General features: G+C 47.3%; 18 protein-coding genes. 6 read left to right on the forward strand and 12 right to left on the reverse strand.

The window, feature by feature from the left end; all coding sequences use genetic code 11:
• Nucleotides 1-17: 17 nt before the first annotated feature.
• Both PJF56_RS07630 and PJF56_RS07635 read right to left on the reverse strand, forming a co-directional pair.
• Nucleotides 18-929 (reverse strand): ATP adenylyltransferase family protein, encoded by a 912-nt coding sequence (locus tag PJF56_RS07630; RefSeq protein WP_283762057.1) that lies wholly within the window; start codon nucleotides 927-929, stop codon nucleotides 18-20.
• Between the two features lie 55 nt (nucleotides 930-984).
• Nucleotides 985-1,263, reverse strand: a complete 279-nt coding sequence (locus tag PJF56_RS07635) for a DUF1830 domain-containing protein (RefSeq protein ID WP_283762058.1) — start codon at nucleotides 1,261-1,263, stop codon at nucleotides 985-987.
• Between the two features lie 316 nt (nucleotides 1,264-1,579).
• Here PJF56_RS07635 and PJF56_RS07640 point away from each other — a divergent pair, with 316 nt between their 5' ends.
• Nucleotides 1,580-2,551 (forward strand): protochlorophyllide reductase, encoded by a 972-nt coding sequence (locus PJF56_RS07640; protein WP_347179480.1) that lies wholly within the window; start codon nucleotides 1,580-1,582, stop codon nucleotides 2,549-2,551.
• Nucleotides 2,552-2,750: 199 nt separating this feature from the next.
• On the opposite strand, the gene PJF56_RS07645 is transcribed toward PJF56_RS07640, so the two are convergent.
• The 7 genes from PJF56_RS07645 to pedR form a co-directional block, all read right to left on the reverse strand.
• Nucleotides 2,751-3,539: a radical SAM protein gene (locus tag PJF56_RS07645; RefSeq protein ID WP_283762060.1), complete on the reverse strand. Its 789-nt coding sequence runs from the start codon at nucleotides 3,537-3,539 to the stop codon at nucleotides 2,751-2,753.
• Nucleotides 3,540-3,617: 78 nt separating this feature from the next.
• On the reverse strand, nucleotides 3,618-4,085 hold the full coding sequence (locus PJF56_RS07650; protein WP_283762061.1) for a hypothetical protein: 468 nt from the start codon (nucleotides 4,083-4,085) through the stop codon (nucleotides 3,618-3,620).
• A 205-nt stretch (nucleotides 4,086-4,290) separates the two neighbouring features.
• Entirely contained in the window at nucleotides 4,291-5,097 is an 807-nt protein-coding gene (locus PJF56_RS07655) for a hypothetical protein (protein ID WP_283762062.1), read from the reverse strand.
• Nucleotides 5,098-5,143: 46 nt separating this feature from the next.
• Nucleotides 5,144-6,559, reverse strand: coding sequence for a hypothetical protein (locus PJF56_RS07660; protein WP_283762063.1), 1,416 nt, complete (start codon nucleotides 6,557-6,559; stop codon nucleotides 5,144-5,146).
• 125 nt (nucleotides 6,560-6,684) lie between these two features.
• Nucleotides 6,685-7,959: a histidine--tRNA ligase gene (gene hisS, locus PJF56_RS07665; RefSeq protein WP_283762064.1), complete on the reverse strand. Its 1,275-nt coding sequence runs from the start codon at nucleotides 7,957-7,959 to the stop codon at nucleotides 6,685-6,687.
• Nucleotides 7,959-8,264 carry a hypothetical protein gene (locus PJF56_RS07670; protein WP_283762065.1) on the reverse strand — a complete coding sequence of 102 codons (306 nt, stop codon included), beginning with the start codon at nucleotides 8,262-8,264 and terminating at the stop codon, nucleotides 7,959-7,961. Before PJF56_RS07670 ends, hisS begins: the two co-directional genes overlap by 1 nt.
• A gap of 15 nt (nucleotides 8,265-8,279) precedes the next feature.
• The gene (pedR, locus tag PJF56_RS07675; protein ID WP_347179478.1) at nucleotides 8,280-8,558 is read right to left on the reverse strand and encodes a photosynthetic electron transport-dependent transcriptional regulator PedR; all 279 of its coding nucleotides are present in this window, start codon (nucleotides 8,556-8,558) and stop codon (nucleotides 8,280-8,282) included.
• Nucleotides 8,559-8,736: 178 nt separating this feature from the next.
• On the opposite strand from pedR, the gene PJF56_RS07680 reads away from it, so the two are divergent.
• A complete protein-coding gene (locus PJF56_RS07680) occupies nucleotides 8,737-9,732 on the forward strand; it encodes a carbohydrate kinase family protein (protein WP_283762067.1) in 996 nt (331 codons plus the stop codon).
• Here the strand turns inward: PJF56_RS07680 and PJF56_RS07685 are convergent.
• Nucleotides 9,720-9,890 (reverse strand): hypothetical protein, encoded by a 171-nt coding sequence (locus PJF56_RS07685; protein WP_283762068.1) that lies wholly within the window; start codon nucleotides 9,888-9,890, stop codon nucleotides 9,720-9,722. The two genes, PJF56_RS07680 and PJF56_RS07685, sit on opposite strands and share 13 nt — an antisense overlap.
• 235 nt (nucleotides 9,891-10,125) lie before the next feature.
• Here PJF56_RS07685 and PJF56_RS07690 point away from each other — a divergent pair, with 235 nt between their 5' ends.
• The 3 genes from PJF56_RS07690 to PJF56_RS07700 all read left to right on the forward strand — a co-directional run bounded on the left by PJF56_RS07690 (nucleotide 10,126) and on the right by PJF56_RS07700 (nucleotide 13,138).
• The gene (locus tag PJF56_RS07690) at nucleotides 10,126-10,860 is read left to right on the forward strand and encodes a hypothetical protein (RefSeq protein ID WP_283762069.1); all 735 of its coding nucleotides are present in this window, start codon (nucleotides 10,126-10,128) and stop codon (nucleotides 10,858-10,860) included.
• 49 nt (nucleotides 10,861-10,909) lie between these two features.
• Nucleotides 10,910-11,374 (forward strand): hypothetical protein, encoded by a 465-nt coding sequence (locus PJF56_RS07695; RefSeq protein ID WP_283762070.1) that lies wholly within the window; start codon nucleotides 10,910-10,912, stop codon nucleotides 11,372-11,374.
• 138 nt (nucleotides 11,375-11,512) lie between these two features.
• Nucleotides 11,513-13,138: a trypsin-like peptidase domain-containing protein gene (locus tag PJF56_RS07700; RefSeq protein ID WP_283762071.1), complete on the forward strand. Its 1,626-nt coding sequence runs from the start codon at nucleotides 11,513-11,515 to the stop codon at nucleotides 13,136-13,138.
• 28 nt (nucleotides 13,139-13,166) lie between these two features.
• Here PJF56_RS07700 and sppA read toward each other — a convergent pair whose 3' ends face one another.
• Both sppA and fni read right to left on the reverse strand, forming a co-directional pair.
• Complete coding sequence (gene sppA / locus PJF56_RS07705) at nucleotides 13,167-14,987, reverse strand: signal peptide peptidase SppA (protein WP_283762072.1); 1,821 nt, start codon at nucleotides 14,985-14,987, stop codon at nucleotides 13,167-13,169.
• A 48-nt stretch (nucleotides 14,988-15,035) separates the two neighbouring features.
• The gene (gene fni, locus PJF56_RS07710; RefSeq protein WP_283762073.1) at nucleotides 15,036-16,085 is read right to left on the reverse strand and encodes a type 2 isopentenyl-diphosphate Delta-isomerase; all 1,050 of its coding nucleotides are present in this window, start codon (nucleotides 16,083-16,085) and stop codon (nucleotides 15,036-15,038) included.
• 199 nt (nucleotides 16,086-16,284) lie between these two features.
• Here fni and PJF56_RS07715 point away from each other — a divergent pair, with 199 nt between their 5' ends.
• A complete protein-coding gene (locus PJF56_RS07715; RefSeq protein WP_283762074.1) occupies nucleotides 16,285-16,839 on the forward strand; it encodes a phycobiliprotein lyase in 555 nt (184 codons plus the stop codon).
• The last annotated feature ends 249 nt before the right edge of the window (nucleotides 16,840-17,088 follow it).

The raw sequence follows: 17,088 nt of genomic DNA on the forward strand, positions 1-17,088 counted from the left end.
GATTTTCTCCTCTAACTTTATAGTCCTGAAACTTGCTGTAGTAGATTCATTAACCCTAGCATTTTAAGTTCTGCTAATTGTTGAGCATCTCGCACTAATAAGGCTCCCGCAAAGCCGAGGGAATTGACAGAAATGGAGTGCCAAGAGTCCTGGGAGCGGGGAATGACCATCATCCATCGGCGAGTGATGAGTAAATTATAGGCTCCGGTTTGTTGAATTCCTGGGTTGTCTTGCTCTAAGCGTCCGACGTGCCGCAGGAGCTGATGGTAGTGGTTCAGGCTGACCTGGGCGGCGTTTTCTGGGCTGTTAACTGTCTGAGGGTCAAAAAAGCTAATAGCATGGGGAAAGGGCAGTTGATGGCTCTGATAAGGGCTGCTCTGAGGCTGTTTGAGGTCGAATACGGTCTCGATGGGAATGGCAATGCCTTGGGGAATGAGGGGGAGGGGAACGAGTTGCAGGTGTTTGTGGAGTTGACTTGCGCCCGCATCGATTCCACCATTGTAAAATCCGAGGCCGTCGATTTCGGCGAGGGCAAACCACAAGGCTTGAAAATCAGCAAGGGTGAGCCAATTGTACTGGGGTTCAAACTCACGGGTAACGATCAGGATATGGCGATCTACGACGTTGTATTTGTTGAGCAGACAGTGGTGGGTGGGGGAGATGTCGCTGACGAAGAGGTTGCGATCGCAGGGTAGAAATGGATTAACGGGTTTGCTAGACTCTGAAGAGCTTTGTTGTTGGCGTTTTTGGGCTTCTTTACGAGCTAAGTTAGAAATAATTCTAACGAGAAACGGAATCCCCTGGTCTTCGATGATTTCGTAGTCGGTGAGAATGGGATGCAGGGCCCCGCACCTTAAGGCATACTGAGTTTGTTGGCTAATGCGATCGGGTAATGTGCCAGGAGTGAATAAGGTCGAATTCGCTTGCATCCGTTGTTGGGGCCCTTAGTGTCTTCCGCTTATGATAAGGCTTTAGGGGTCAGATTTAAACGGGGAGGGGTTCGGGTTCGCCCATGCAGAGGCGATCGCAGACTATTTCATTAACCAACTTAACGCTTTCTGGCTCATCCTCTTGATAAATTTCCAGATTGGCGGATGGAGGGGCTTCAAATAACAGATATTCTTGGGGGAATACCACCCGTTCAAAATACCAATTGGGAATATTGGAAATCCGGGCAATCTGAATCGATTCACCGGTATTTTTATAGCTACAAACTAAACGCTGAGAATCGGTTGTAGACAAGGAATCAAGAATTTGGCTCATGTTAAGAATAGATTAATTTGATTTTAACTAAACAGTACGGTCTGATATGTAGCCAGTTCTGAGAATGGGATCAGAGCCGGGGCGCATCAAAAAACTGAGTTACCCAATTCTATTATAGCGAGTTTTTAATATTCAGGTTAATCATGGAAAAACTACATAATAGACATGCGAGTTTAGTCTATTTTCCGATTACCGATTACCCATTGCCATGAGGGATTACCCATTACCGATTACCCATTACCGCCCGAAGCGCTGTATCCTAATAAATCTAGACCTATATCTCACCCACTTGGGTCAATCGAGTTTAATCAACCATATGGGACAACAACGTAACTTAACTGCAATCATCACAGGCGCATCCTCTGGAGTCGGCTTATACGCAACTCAAGCCTTGGCTAAACGGGATAACTGGCATGTGATCATGGCTTGTCGTAACCTAGAGAAGGCGGAAGCGGCGGCTAGGGAACTGGACATCCCCAAGGATGCATATACGGTTATGCAGCTAGATCTGGCAAGTTTAGAGAGCGTGCGTAACTTTGTGAACACTTTCCATGAAAGTAAACGCGCTCTAGATGTGCTGCTGTGTAATGCGGCGGTGTATCTCCCCTTACTCAAGGAACCTGAGCGATCGCCAGATGGCTATGAAATCAGTGTTGCCACCAACCACCTCGGTCATTTTCTGTTGTGCAACCTGCTCCTAGACGATCTGATTCAGTCGAAATTCTCCAATCGTCGCCTGATTATCCTGGGAACGGTTACAGCCAATACGAAAGAGTTGGGCGGTAAAATCCCCATTCCTGCGCCTCCAGATTTAGGGGATATGAAAGGATTGGAACAAGGATTTAAAGCGCCGATTTCCATGATTGATGGCCAGAAATTTAAGTCGGGAAAAGCCTACAAAGATAGCAAACTTTGTAATATGCTGATTACCCGCGAGCTTCATCGCCGCTATTATGAATCGACTCAAATTGTGTTCAATTCCCTCTATCCTGGATGTGTGGCAGATACACCTCTGTTCCGCAACCATTATCCTCTCTTCCGTAAGATTTTCCCCCTCTTCCAAAAGAATATTACCGGTGGCTATGTTTCCCAGGAATTAGCTGGAGAACGGGTTGCCGATGTGATGGCCGAGCCAGAATATCAACAATCTGGAGTCCATTGGAGTTGGGGAAACCGGCAAAAAGAAGGCCGCCAAGCTTTCGCGCAAGAACTTTCAGCCGAAGGAAGTGATATAGAAAAGGCCAAGCGCCTATGGGAGTTGAGTGAAAAGTTAGTCGGACTCTCTTAGATTGTCGTTGATATTAAGTCCGGTTAAACACCATAATTAAAAATCTAGGGAGCGAGACGCTCCCACTCCAGTAATATCAACCGATTCCAGGAGTGCGGGCATCTTGCCCGCTTCTTGACCCATTAACCGGACTTGATATGAAGGGGCGATCGCTCGACAAGAGGCGATCGCTCTTCCTCCCCAGCTTCTGTAAAATAACTTACCCTCGATAGCGCACGGGGATCTTAGTCTCTTGCTCGATTTCTTCGGCAAACCTTTGCAACACTTCTGGCTCCACACATTTCAAGCGTTTCACCTCATAAGACCGGTCATCATAATGATTTCCACGGCCATCTAATTGCCGCTTGACGGGTTTCGGACGGGAGGGAGTGTTGAGTTGAATTTCTACCGGAGATAAGGCTTTCATCATCTCGATATACTCATGGCGGGTGTCTCGATCCCATGGAGTCAAAATCATGGTTTGTACGCCAATTTCTCCGCTATACTGTTGGCGAAAGTCGAGCATTCCTTGCCACATTTTGTCTAAATCTAAGCCGTCTACGGGACGATTGACGCGGTTGAGGGGTAAAGAGGCGATCGCATCAAGTTTAAGGGAAAGGCGATCGCAATATCTTAAATCGGCTTGAACCTGCGGATTATCCAATAGCGTACCATTCGTTAGCACCAGCGTCGGTCTTTGGGTCATTTCCTTAATCCCTTGCAAAATGTCCCCTAAATTTAAGGCTAAGGTCGGTTCACCACTACCACTGAGGGTAACCACATCCACATCCCAAGGAGCAAACCCCTGTAAATCACTCAGAATCGTGTCCGTCGGCACATAAATCGCCCGCTTTTGCGTCACAATCTCAATCTCTCCTAACTGACAATAGACGCAATTAAATGAACAAACCGAGGTTTGGCCAATCGGGTCTATGCCTAGCGATCGCCCATAACGCCAAGAAACCACCGGCCCATACACACTCTTAAATTCCGTCGTTGTCGTTACCATTTCCTTGATCTCCATCTGTTCTTAGATCATATACCCAATCATTAGGGTATAGGCGATCGCCAGGACTTCGCAAAGACTCTACTGGGTATTCCCTGACTCCTGGTTTTGTCCCTCAGATTCAGGATTAGTCGGCTGTGTCGAAGTCGAATCTGTCGAAGTCGAATCTGTTGACTCCTGACTGGGATTCAACACATCAGGGGTCTCAATATCAATATCTGGAACCTGGACATCCGGCAAATTAACATCAGGCAATGCTTCAATAACTTCAGGGGTATCTTGTGAAACCGGTTCTTGACTTCGCAGGAAATAATAAACCGAACCTCCTAACACCACTGAAATCACAGCGATTAACAGACCCGTAAATATCCCAACTGATGCTCCATTACTCGCTGTATGACCCGCCTCTTTCTGAGCCTGAATCCATTTGGCTTCACTCCGTTTACGCTCCTCTTCTTGTCCCTCAAGATAGCCCTTTCGGTAAGAAACTTCTTCCGGGGTCACTTGATGTCCTTGAATGTTACTAGAAGTATCTGTTTGATTAGCCATAGTATCCTTCATCTATAAATTACATCCGATCGCCCCCACTAAAATTCACTTGCATGAAATTCAATGACAGGCATATCTGCATAATATTGAATCTCAAAATAGGGGGGATCGGCATCTGTCTCTAGCAATAATTCTCAGCGTCAAGCCATCTATCTCCAGAAAGAAACTTTACTCTATCGTTCATTGATGTCGTTAATTGATTTGGTTACCGCTCCACCGCAGGAGGAGTAAACCGAATCTCAATCCGTCTGCGTCTGGGATTATCTCGACCATCTGCTGGCGAAAAATCACCCGAAACCCCATACAATTGAGCCGCAGAATACGCCTTAAACTGTAACCCCATCGACTGCAACCGGGGATTACTTTCCAACACCTTCACCACCGCAACCGCACGCATCAACCCCAAATCCGCATTCGATCCCGGATTTAACCGAGAAACCGACGCACTCCCTTCCACCACATCATCCAAAACTCGGTCTAAATTACTCGCACTGCCACTATTCTCTTGACCATCCGTATGGCCAATCACCTCTACCACATAGCCCTGATAGTTTTGGGCAAAACTTTCAATCTGCGTCACCAAATCCTCTAAAATGTACTCTTGGAAATCCGGTGAAAGTTCAGCAGTTCCAGACGGAAAACTTCGCGCTTGAGACTCCCGCAACACAATCACCGGAGGCGATTTTAACCGTTCGATTTCCCCTTGCAGCTTTTGCACCACATTTTCCCGCCGTTGCAATTGATCTTGCAGGTTCGCTACTTGACCTTCTAACCCTTGCACAGCACTGGTTCTGCTATCTAACTCTAATTGTAGATTCGCCAATTGGGACTCTAATTCCTGCGATCGCGTCACATTGGCATCAGAAACCGATTTCAGAAAAAACGATTTAATTAACGCCAACAGCAAAAACAACGTTAAAATCATGAACGCATTGGACATCAAATCCGTAAACGCTGTCCAAATTTTCAGATCTTCTTCAGTGGCTAGGGAACGAGATTTACGACGAGTCATGATATATAGCGCTTCGCGCTGGTAATTGGGTAAAAGCAGATTTATCCTATTCCCTATTTCCTGTACTTTCTAGGGCGCGGCGCAGTCTGAGCAGTTCCGTCTGAGTTTCCTTCATTTGTTTCATATTATCCTGAATCTGTGCTGAAGTTGTCACCTGAGTCCCAAAATTTTCCATCCCCTGCCCAATGGCGCGAGTCACCTGATTTAAGGCAGTCACCACTTGCTTAAGTTCGGTTTGCAATTCATCTAAATCTTCCGCTTTTGCAATCGTGCGTCGTTGTAGTTGATCCACTGCTTTGACTGCCATTTGAAAGCCCTGAGTCCCGGTTTGCAATTGGGCAATCATATTCTGAAGAGATTGTTGACTTTGTTGTTGGGTTTCAATCACCTTTAGGGAAGTAACATGACTTTGGCTCATCTGATCGCCAAATTTAGCCAAGCGTTTGCTATAACTTTGTAATTCTAAGGCAGCAATTTCAATGGTTTGCACAGAAGTCGTTAAGCTATTAATTGACTGATCGAACCCGCGCTGAAGTTGTCCTAAACTATTAGTGGCTGTGGCTAAACTTTGCGGGAAAGGACTATTTTCTAACCGTTCGGCAACGGCTAAAAAATGATCGGCAGATTGCTTAAATTCTTCGGTACTTTGACTAATGGTTAAGGTGGATTCTGTTAATCGACTATAGACTTTTTCCGCCAGTTCTGCGGCGCGATGGTTTTCATAGACTAACTCTTCCATTTTTTCTTTGAGGGCTAATTCTACGGAGGCGCTCACCATTTGACCAAACCGGTTTAAGAAGCCTTCAAAGGAGTGATTCATGCCTTGAATAATGCGGTCAAATCGGGTATTATGTTCTAAGGTTTGCAGATAAACGTTATCGAGATAGTCTTCGAGGGCATCAACAAATTTGGTTTTGGCGATCCCCGTGTTAAACAACCCATTGACGACAGTTAAGACAGCACTGAATAAAATGGAGACTAAGCTAGTGAAAAAGGCAATCCCCATACCTTGCAAGGGTTGTTGCAGAGCCTCCAATAAACTGTTAATATCAATGGCGGTGGTGTTACTGATGGTTTCACTTAAGGCAGTTAGATTTAAGGTGATGCCGATAAATGTGCCCAGCAGTCCAACTGATAATAACAAGTTGGGTAAAATGCGCCCCAAATATTCAATTTGATCGCAGGATAAAAATAGAACTTGTTCTTGACTGTACACTTGGTCAATCAGCGCTCCAGTGTTGACTTGTTCTAAGCGAGCAATGGATTCTGCATACCGTTGTTCTACATAGTCAATAATGTCTGGTTTGCGTTTTAGGGGTTGCCAGTGAATTAGTCGGCGTACTTTTTGGGCAAGGAGGGTAAGATGTAAATGGAGTGCCATCCTTAAGAGAATTGCGCCTAGGGAAGGGATAATCACTAGGGCAATGGTGAAGATAATGAGGTAGGGAGGAATTAGGGACATGGAATCAATTAAAAATTAAAAATTAAAAATTAAAAATTAGAAGCTCTCAGGATTATGGATGCTAATCCTGAGACGATTCAGAAAATGATGACGAAAATGGGTTGAATGGGTTTCCGTGGCCAGGTTTAGGAATGCTTGTCGAGTTGTTGACGTAAATAGGGGGGATTGCTTAATAGATCGCTTTGTTCTAAGGTTTGTTGTTCTTTGGTGGCCATCCACTTGAGTTGCACTTCTTGTTGTTCGGCTTCTCGATCGCCTAAAATCAAACAGGCGATCGCCCCACTCTTATCACCGCGAGCCATTTGTTTCTTCAAGGCTGCGCCACTGAGGTCAAGCTCTACAGCAAATCCGGCTTCGCGCAACCCCTGAGCCAGTTTCAAGGATTGGCGCTGGGCCAGCTCGCCCCTGGAAATCAGATAAAAATCTAGGGTAGACTGGGGAACCTGAGCCAGTTTTTCTACTAAAATCATCAGCCGCTCTAATCCCATGGCCCAACCGACGGCTGGGGTCTCTTTCCCCCCTAATTCGGCTACTAATCCATCATAGCGTCCGCCCCCACAAACGGTGGCTTGGGCCCCTAAATCGTCGGATTGAATCTCAAAGGCGGTATGGGTATAGTAATCGAGTCCTCGGACTAGGCGAGGATTAATCTGATACTCAATTCCCAAATCTGTCAGTAAGGTTTGCACCTGTTCAAAATGATTGCGGGAGAAGTCGCCTAAATACTCCAATAAACTGGGTGCATCTTGGACAATTTCTTGGGTGCGCTTGTCCTTGCTGTCTAAAATCCGCAGGGGATTACGGGTTAAACGGTCTTGAGAGTCGGCATCTAGCTCTTCTTTATAGGGAGTGAGATAATCAATCAGGGCTTGACGATAGTTTAAGCGGTCTTCCCGGTTGCCGACCGAATTAAGGTCTAATTTGAGAGACTTTAAGCCTAGGGATTTCAGGATTTGGGTGGCAATGGCGATCGCCTCAGCATCTGCCCTCGGATCGGCACTGCCAATTGCCTCTAACCCCAATTGATGAAACTGTCTCTGTCTTCCTGCCTGTGGCCGTTCATACCGGAACATGGGCCCCATGTACCAAAGACGCTGAAGCCCTCTGGCACTGAGACTATGCTCAATATAGGATCTGACCACGCCCGCCGTATTTTCCGGTCTCAGGGTAATCGAGCGATCGCCGCGATCGGTAAAAGTATACATCTCCTTTCCGACCACATCCGTCGCTTCTCCAATTCCCCTGGCAAACAATTCCGTTTGCTCAAAAATCGGCGTGCGAATCTCCCGATACTGAGCCTGGGATAGAATTCTCCGGGCAGTTGATTCCACCCACTGCCATCTGACTACCTCATCGGGCAGAATATCGCGGGTTCCTCGTATACCTTGCAGTTGTGCCATTAGTTTTCATCAATTGATTTCCAGACACCATAGCGATCGCTATAGTACGCCAAGATTCGATCCATACGGGCTACCTCTTCAGCTCCCAGATCTTCTGGGTATTCGATCCACAGGCCCCCAACCTGGCTTAAATAATAATTAAACTCGGAGCTAGAGCGCGGATGCAGACCCGTATTCACGCCATCAATTTGACGCAAATGGGCTGCGACTTCCCGGTATACCGCCAGGGGTAACTTCGGCCAAGCCAGAGTTCGCCTCTTCTGGTTCCCAGTCGAAGTCAGGACAGATACAGATTGGGGTTTCATAGGTAAAGATGACATTTATTCGTCTTCTGGTTCTGTAGAGTCGTTGGGCAGAATGCAACAATTGACCTCATCTATGCATACTTTACCCCATTTCATTGCCCATCGAACCAACTCTACTCGATTATCGGTCTTAGTCTTTTTGAGAATATTGCTAATGTGATTGTCTACTGTGCGCTTACTGATTTCTAACCGTTCAGCAATATCCTGGTTAGCTAATCCCATGGCCACGAGTTCAACGACTTGAACTTCACGGTCTGAGAGAGACATGGACTTCATTGATTCGCTAACAGTCATAGTGATTATCGATCTCTACTAATGGAAAGCATATATACTGTAGTATATCTACTTAAGTTATAACTCAATGCAATCTCTGCAATTATATTGTTGATTTCTAATTCAGTCGATCGATTTTTGAGCCGTGGCCCAGGAATAGTAGTAAACTGAGTGTTCTAGGCTTACGGCAAAATTTTCTATGAATATAGCTCAGGTTCTATGCTTAGGTGAACTTTTATTCGATTGTCTAGCGGACAAAGCTGGAGTGCCCTACGATCAGGTTAAGTCCTGGACTCCTTACCCAGGAGGCGCTCCGGCGAATGTGGCCTGTCGATTAGTGAAGCTAGGCACTTCATCAGCGTTTATTGGCAGTGTAGGATCGGATGAGGTCGGCGATCGCCTGGTGACGTTCCTCGAAGAGCAGCAGGTGGATATCCAAGGCATTCAACGGCATCCGAGCGCCCCCACTCGACAGATTTATGTGGTTCACTCCTACCGTGGCGATCGCTATTTTGCGGGGTTCGGAGGGGTGGAGACGACAACCTTTGCAGATGCCTATCTTGATGCTGCTTTGTTGCCCATAGAGTTATTTAGAGAGGCTGAATATTTAGTTCTGGGAACCTTGGAGTTAGCTTATCCCCAAACCCAAGAAGCGATTCACAAAGCATTAGAGTTTGCTAATCAATATCACCTGAAACTGGTCGTCGATGTTAATTGGCGGCCAGATTTTTGGCCCGATCCGAATCTGGCGAAACCCTTAATCTATGATTTATTAGCCCAAGTAGACTTTGTAAAAGTGAGCGATGAAGAAGCCCAAGTCTTGTTTGAAACGACCGATCCTTTGGCGATCCGAGACCGGTTTCCCGATTTAGAAGGGGTGGTGGTTACGGCCGATGATCGACCCATCCATTATGCGATCGGGGAAGGACAAGGAACTGTACCGGCTTTTTCAGTGCCAGTTAAAGATACAACGGGCGCAGGGGATGGATTTGTGGCGGGTTTGGTTCATCAACTCAATCGCTACCGGATTTCTAGCTTAGAAGACTCCCAGAAGGTTAAGGAAATTGTCACTTATGCGGCAGCCGTGGGCGCACTAACGACCCTAGAAGCAGGGGCGATCTCCCCCGGGCCAACGGCCGAACAGGTGGACAGCTTTCTGCAAGAACGGGGCATTTCTCTGTCCTATTTGTCTTGAGATTGATCGATGCGAATTTTAATTCCGGCTTTGAGATAATCGGCGATCGCCTCTGCGAGTTTTTCTTCGGGGGTTTTCTTCTCTTCCGGTTTCTCGACTAAGGTCTCTTGAGTCCAGAGGACGACGATAATGGCAAAAATGGCGATCGGTAAGAACATGGGACTACCTCCTGGATTCAATAGAAAAGACCCCATCACTAAGATGGGATCTCCAGAGCATTTAATAAGGGTCTCTATAGGGATCTCAGAAAAGAGACGGCGATTTTATGCGAAATTCGGGAAATCGTTACAAAACTTATAATCGGTAATGGGTAATGGGCAGAAGGGTAATGGGTTGCAATTCAGCCAAGAGGCGGTATTCTGAATGAGAAGAGCAAGATGGGGAGTTCTAACGATGAATCGCTTTCTGTGGATGAGTGCCATCAGTCTGTCTTTACTTTGGACAGTGGGCTGTAGTGGGCCCAATACATCTCAAGAGGATGGGGCGATCGACTCAGAAGTGGCCGTTACTCCTTCTGCGTCTTTGCAGGTTACACCAAAAGAGAAGAGCCAAATCTTAGCCCAAATTCCCCAATTAACCCCTTCAACCTCGGCTGAGGAACGGTTAGCACAGCTCAAAGAAGGTCAACGCGATCCCTTCAGTCCTTTAGAAACCCATCCCATTGTCACTCTCAGCCAGATCGAGAAAACTGCAACTCCATCGACTCCTCCCCCAGAAGTGATTGTCAAACCTAATCCCGCTCCTTCCCCAGTTAAACCCTTACCAGCTCCCCCTCCACCGCCTCCCCAGGACGTACAATTGCCCGCTCTACCCGCCAATCCTAGCCTTCAACAACTCCCTCAAACCATTGAAGTGGCTCAAGTGCAGCCCATGCCGACTCCTAGCCCCGTGAAACCATCGGGGGCAGAAGCGGTAAAAGTTACAGGAGTGGTAGAACTTGCGGATGGAATGCGGGCCATTCTTAAGGCTCCTGATGAACCCACCTCTCGCTATGTGGTGGCTGGAGAATCTCTATCCAACGGTAAAATACGGGTGAAACGGATTGAAATTGTCTCTAGCGGTAATGCGATCGTGGTCTTGGAAGAAAATGGTAAGGAGTTTGTGAAAACGGTGAGCGATCGCCCGTAATCCGGTTCCCCTTAGCCCCTATTCCCTAACGCGAAGCCCTGTAATTGCTATGCTTAACACTCATGACACCTACACCTGTCCTCTGTGTCGCCATGGAGAGATTTCTGCACTCACCTTGATGGATGCATTTGCCTGTAATTTTTGCCGTCATATCTTTAGTGCGAATCTGCAACAGCAAACCCTTCAGCTTGCAGATGGCGATCGCCCCTTTGCCTGGTACTGGACGGGGAAAAATTGGATTAACGTGGCGATGATGCGATCGGGCGATTCCTCGTACCTTCTCTGGCTATTGAGCATTCCCCTGATCCTCCTACCTCCCACTCTGATTGGATTAGGCTCTTATATCTTTCCCCCCGATCCCGAAAGTAGCGGCGCGTGGTTTCCCCTATTTTGGACTGGGTTAACCTTCTTTACCCATCTGCTCTTGGTCACTTGGCTGATGTTTGAATATTATCAATGGCCCTTCTTTCAAGCCATTCTCATCCGTTGGCAACAGCGTCTAAGTACCAGGTAGGGTGGGCAGGAGAATAAGCGATATAATTCAACTTGATAATCATCCCCTGCCCACCCTACAATGTTTTCTTTTTTCAATAAGCGAGGGAGACGCTCCCACTCCCATCTGAACCACAAAAATTTTTAATTTTTAATTGCAATGTATACTCGCTTTCTCTCCGTTGCCCTCGTCAGTCTTGCCCCTAGCCTAACTCTGAGCCTTCCTAGTGTTGCCAACCCGGTGATTGACCGCATTGCCTCAGAAATTACAGTGCGAATTGACGGCCCCCAGGGGGGAAGTGGTGTCATTTTTGCCACCGAAAATCAGGTGTATTATGTGGTCACCAATGCCCATGTGGTGGATCAACCGGGGGACTATACGATTATTACTCCGGATGGCGATCGCTATCAAGTCGGCCCTTCCCATCGGTTGCGGATGCCTGGAGAAGATATTGCCGTGCTGGCCTTTCACAGTCCAGAGACCTATCGTACCGCCGATCTCGGCGACCCGGAAGCGGTGGAAGTAGGAAACCTGGCCTATGTGGCTGGTTGGCCTCAGTCTGGCGGATCGGTGCGTCAACGGATTTTTGTCAATACGGAAGGGGAATTTCTGCAACTGCTTCAGGGCGTGGATCAAACGCAACTCCCGTTAAATTATACCAATGTGGTGCGGGTAGGCATGAGCGGCGGCCCGGTCTTGAATCAACGGGGGGAAGTAATTGGTATTAACCGGTTGGTGCAGTTAGTGGAAGATACGGATCGAGTGGTGGCCGCAGGGATTAAAATTGATAAAGTTGTCACCTGGTGGGAGAGCGCCCAAAAACCCAGCCCAACGGCATCCGATTCTAGAGCTGTGCCGAGTGAAACCCCTGCTCCAGCCACTGAAACCATTGTTGCAGGAGGGTATCAGTTAAGCCAAACGTTGCAACGGGAGGGGGGATTTTTAGGCGCAGTAGTAATAGGAGATACTATCCTTATCAGTGGTCATAGTGATGGGGCGATCGTTCTCTGGAATTTAGCCACTGGAGAGCCGATTAACACCTTAACCGGTCATCAAAAAGCCGTCAATACTCTCGTTGTCACCCCTGACGGTAAAACCCTGATTAGTGGCAGCGAAGACCGCACGATTAAGGTCTGGGATTTACCATCTGGAGAGCTACAAAAAAATCTCACCGGTCATCGAGATGCCGTCTCTGCTTTAGCCCTTACTCCTGATAGTCAAATCCTCGTTTCTGGGGGATGGGATCAACAGATTCTTATTTGGAATCTCAACACTTACGAAACCATAAAAACCCTTCCCGGTCATCAAGGCTTAATTAGTTCCTTAGCCATTTCTCCCGATGGTAAATGGTTAATTAGTGGCTCCCAAGATACCACGATTCGCATCTGGGAATTACCTAGTTTTAAGCTAGTCAATATTCTTGAAAATCACCGCTTATCCGTTCTCGCTCTAGCCATCAGTGCCGATAATCAAACCCTTGCCAGTGGAGGTGGAGAAGGAGACATCAATATCTGGAATTTATCTACAGGGGAATTACAACGAACCCTCAAAGGTCACACCGATGGCGTTTGGTCTTTAGCGCTCAGGGAAGACAATCAAACCCTGATTAGTGGCAGTTGGGATAAGACCATTCGCTTTTGGAATGTGCAGACCGGTCAGTTACAATCTACGGTTAAAAAACATTCAGATTATGTTATTTCTCTTGGTTTAAGTGCCAACGATCGAAGGCTCATTTCTGGGGGATTAGATAATCAAATTTTGATTTGGCAACGCCAACAGAATTAATTCGGGCTTGCTGATTACCCATTACCCCTTACTCAATTTTTAAATAAAAGGGCATTCGAGTATACATTCCCAAAGGATCGTTGAGCGTTCTTAATTCATTAATTTCTGCTTTGAGTTTTTCTACTTCTTCCATGAGCCAATCTGAGGCTTCTGGAGTGTGGCGAATGCCAATGATCTGCTCAATTAATCTCTCTTCTAAACTGCGAGTTTGGGGATATTCTTTTAGCTGCCAGTCTTCTCCCAATTCAGCCATTTCTACGGCTGTGGCGATCGCCTGTTGCAACCCTCCCAACTCATCGACTAGGTTGATCCCTTGGGCATCTTTTCCTGACCAAACCCGACCTTGGGCAATTTGATTGACTTGCTCGACGGTTAAATTACGGGATTCGGCGACTTTTTGGATAAATTGCTGATAAATTTGATTCACATTTTTTTGGTATAAACTCAGTTCACCAGGGGAGCGCGGGCGGGCGCTGCTGCCTAAATCGGCATAGGCTCCGGTTTTAACCACATCCCAGGTAATGCCGTTTTGATTGGCGATTTGTTGCAAGTTGGGTAAAATACCAAACACGCCAATGGAACCGGTGAGCGTATTGGGTTCGGCTAGAATGCGATCGCTGGCGGTGGCGATCCAATAACCTCCAGAAGCCGCATAATTGCCCATGGAGATAATCACCGGCTTATTGGCTGCTTGAATTAACTCTAACTCCCGTCGAATCACCTCGGAAGCTGTAGCACTTCCCCCTGGACTATTAATCCGCAAAACGATCGCCTTCACTCGATCGTCTAAGCGTAAATCGCGCAAAATGGAGGCATAGCGATCGCCGCCAATTTCATTTTCTCCCACCCGTCCTTGACCGTCCACAATCGAGCCTTCCGCATACACCAAAGCCACTTTTTGCTCTGAAGTGCGATCCACCGCCAAATCCACATCCTTGGGAACACTCGCATAGGTAGGAAAACTAATTTTGCGAAAGCTGTCCGCATCTTCCTTGCTTTCGGTTAACGTTTTCAGATCCTCAATCACCTGATCGTCAAACATAATCTCATCTACTAACCCCTTCTCTTGAGCTTCATTGGCAAACAAGATGCCATTACTATTGGAGAGTACCTGAATTTGGGCTGCATTTATAGAGCGATCGCCACCGATCTGGTCTCGAAAATCGGCCCAAATACTATCGAGCAAGGCCTGGATTTGTTGGCGATTTTCTGGTGATAATTGGGTAGACGTAAAGGGTTCTACTGCTGACTTATATTTTCCCGCCCGGATTACCTGAATGCCAATCCCATACTTTTGTAGCGCTCCCCCTAAAAACAGCACCTCTGAACTCAAGCCATTTAACTCCAGATTTCCCATCGGATGGATAATCACGCGATCGGCTACCGAAGCCAAATAATATTCCTTTTTACTCCAACTCAAATCGTAGGCAATAATCGGTTTTCCTGCGTCCCGAAACCGTTTCAGGGCCGAGCGGATTTCCCGTAAATTGCTCCAACCTATGCCCACCGTGGCCTCTGTTCCTTGCAAATACAGCCCCACAATTCGCTCATCGGCGATCGCACCCTCCACCGTATCCAAAAACTCCCGTAGGGTAATCGTCCGTTTCGTTGTCCCCGAAATCGCCTCATTAATGGCCGTCGTCGTGGTTGAACTCGGTTCCGTATCATTAATTCGCAACCCCAAATCCAATACCAACATCGACCGATCCTTAACCAACGGTGCGGTATCTTTCGCGGCTAGGCTGGCCAGCAACACAATCAATCCGCCCATCCCCAGAGCGCCTAACAACACCACACTGACCAAGGTTCCCAGAATACTGGCAAACGTATATTTGAGGAATTGACGCATAATTCGAGACTCAATAGAAGGCGAGAATAGCAGATAGTTATGGATCAATCATGACATTTTTTGTAAACTCTGGGTGTATTTTAGGGTACTGAGATCCCGATGACCGGTACAGAACAGGGCGGTTTTCAGTTCCGCAATCAACAGATCGGCCAATTCTCTGAGGGCCTCTTCCCCTTGTTGAGCCGCTTGTAGAAAGGGCCAAGCCAAGCCAACCAAATCGGCTCCCAAGGCGATCGCCTTTGCCCCATCTAACCCCGTTCTCAAGCCTCCAGAAGCAATCAAGGGGATGGAGCGATTCATCTGCCGAATCTGCACCACACACTCAGCCGTCGGAATCCCCCAATCTCCAAAGGTTTTCCCCAAACGACGCTGGAGAGGATTTTCCGCCCGCTCGCTTTCCACCTTCGCCCAAGATGTCCCCCCTGCACCCGCCACATCGATCGCCTGTACCCCTGCATCGAGCAACCGTTGAGCGCAACGAGCGGAAATCCCATTACCCACTTCTTTGGCAATTACCGGTACAGACAACTTCTGGCAAACCTGGGCAATTTTCGGCAGCAATCCCTTAAAATTCTTATCTCCACGGGTTTGAATACATTCTTGCAAGGGATTCAGATGCAAAATCAGCGCATCTGCTTCCAACAAATCCACCACCCGTTGACATTGCTCCACCCCATACCCATAGTTAAATTGCACCGCCCCCAAATTGGCCAATAACAGGATATCCGGGGCAACTTTGCGCACATTAAACGTATCTGCCACATCTGGCTGTTCCACGGCCACCCGTTGCGACCCCACCCCCATGGCTAAACCATACTTCTGGGCAAGAGTGGCCAAGCGGCAATTCACCTGTTTCGCTTGCTCTGTCCCCCCTGTCATCGAAGAGATCAAAAAGGGAGACCCCAAAGATTTGCCCAGAAACGAGGTCTTCACTTGGAGTTCGTTATAATCTAAATCCGGTACACAATCATGGATAAAGCGATACCGATCCAATCCAGAAGTGGTGCGTCGGAATTGCACATCTTCTTCCAGACAGATCCGCAGATGATCGGCTTTACGAGTTTCGATATCGGTAGGAGCAGAAGGAGAAGTGACCATAAAAAAATTGAACCAGTAAGCGATCGGGGCATCAACACAAGCCCGCATTTTAGTTTATCTTGTTGTTGGCCCATGCCAACGAATTTAGGTGGCGCGATCGCCTACTCTACGGTAACATTAAGAAAAGTTAAAAATATTGACACAAATCCCCAAGTATGGGTTGAAATTGCGTCAACCTACTCTCGCGTGAGGAGCAACCGTGGTAATATCCCAAGCAAACTTGACCCCAACGCCCCTACAAATAACCCAGGAACAAGAGACTGAGCGGTTTTTCCGAGAAACAGCAGGGCGTTGGTCTTCCCAGCGACGCTACTATACGCTACCGGATGGAGACCCCCAAGAAATTTCCAGCATTATTCAAATTGAATATTTACCTCAAGGCAGCGAAGAACTGCGGCATTTAGCGCGGTTACATCAGTTGGAAGATGAAAGGATGCTGTTATTCGGCTCTGTGGTGAGTTGGCATTCTCAAGAGTCGATTACCGGGAAAAAACAGTCGAAGGGAGAAACGGTGATTGGGGTGTTGGGAAAGTTGTTGTATCGCGATCGCGGCTTTGCCACCCCTAAACCCGTAACAGCAGAGTATTATCTCTCCAATCCCCAGACCTTGTGTTTACGCACCGAATACAACCGCTCGGTGTTTGAAGAGGAAATTAAACTGGTGGGACAACACTATCGCACTAGACAAACTATCATCTCCCGCGCGGGTGAAGAACAAATGATTGGTCAATATCTAGAAAAGCGGATGGATTAGATTCCAGAGATATAGCGCTTCGCGAAGCGTGTTTATATCAAATCCGGTTTCCGCAAGCGGACATGAAAATGAGTTAAACTAGCGGGCAAGATGCCCGCACTCCCTCAATTACAGCGTTTTTCGATGTTATGAGGTACAGTAATCGAAATGTTCCTTGAGAGTGTTGTCCCATGAAAAGCCTGAAAAATGGGGATTATAGCGTGAAAAATGGTTTTCCCATTACCAATTACCCATTACCCATTACCGCGC

Source organism: Roseofilum halophilum BLCC-M91 (genome assembly GCF_030068445.1).
Classification (GTDB): Bacteria; Cyanobacteriota; Cyanobacteriia; order Cyanobacteriales; family Desertifilaceae; genus Roseofilum; species Roseofilum halophilum.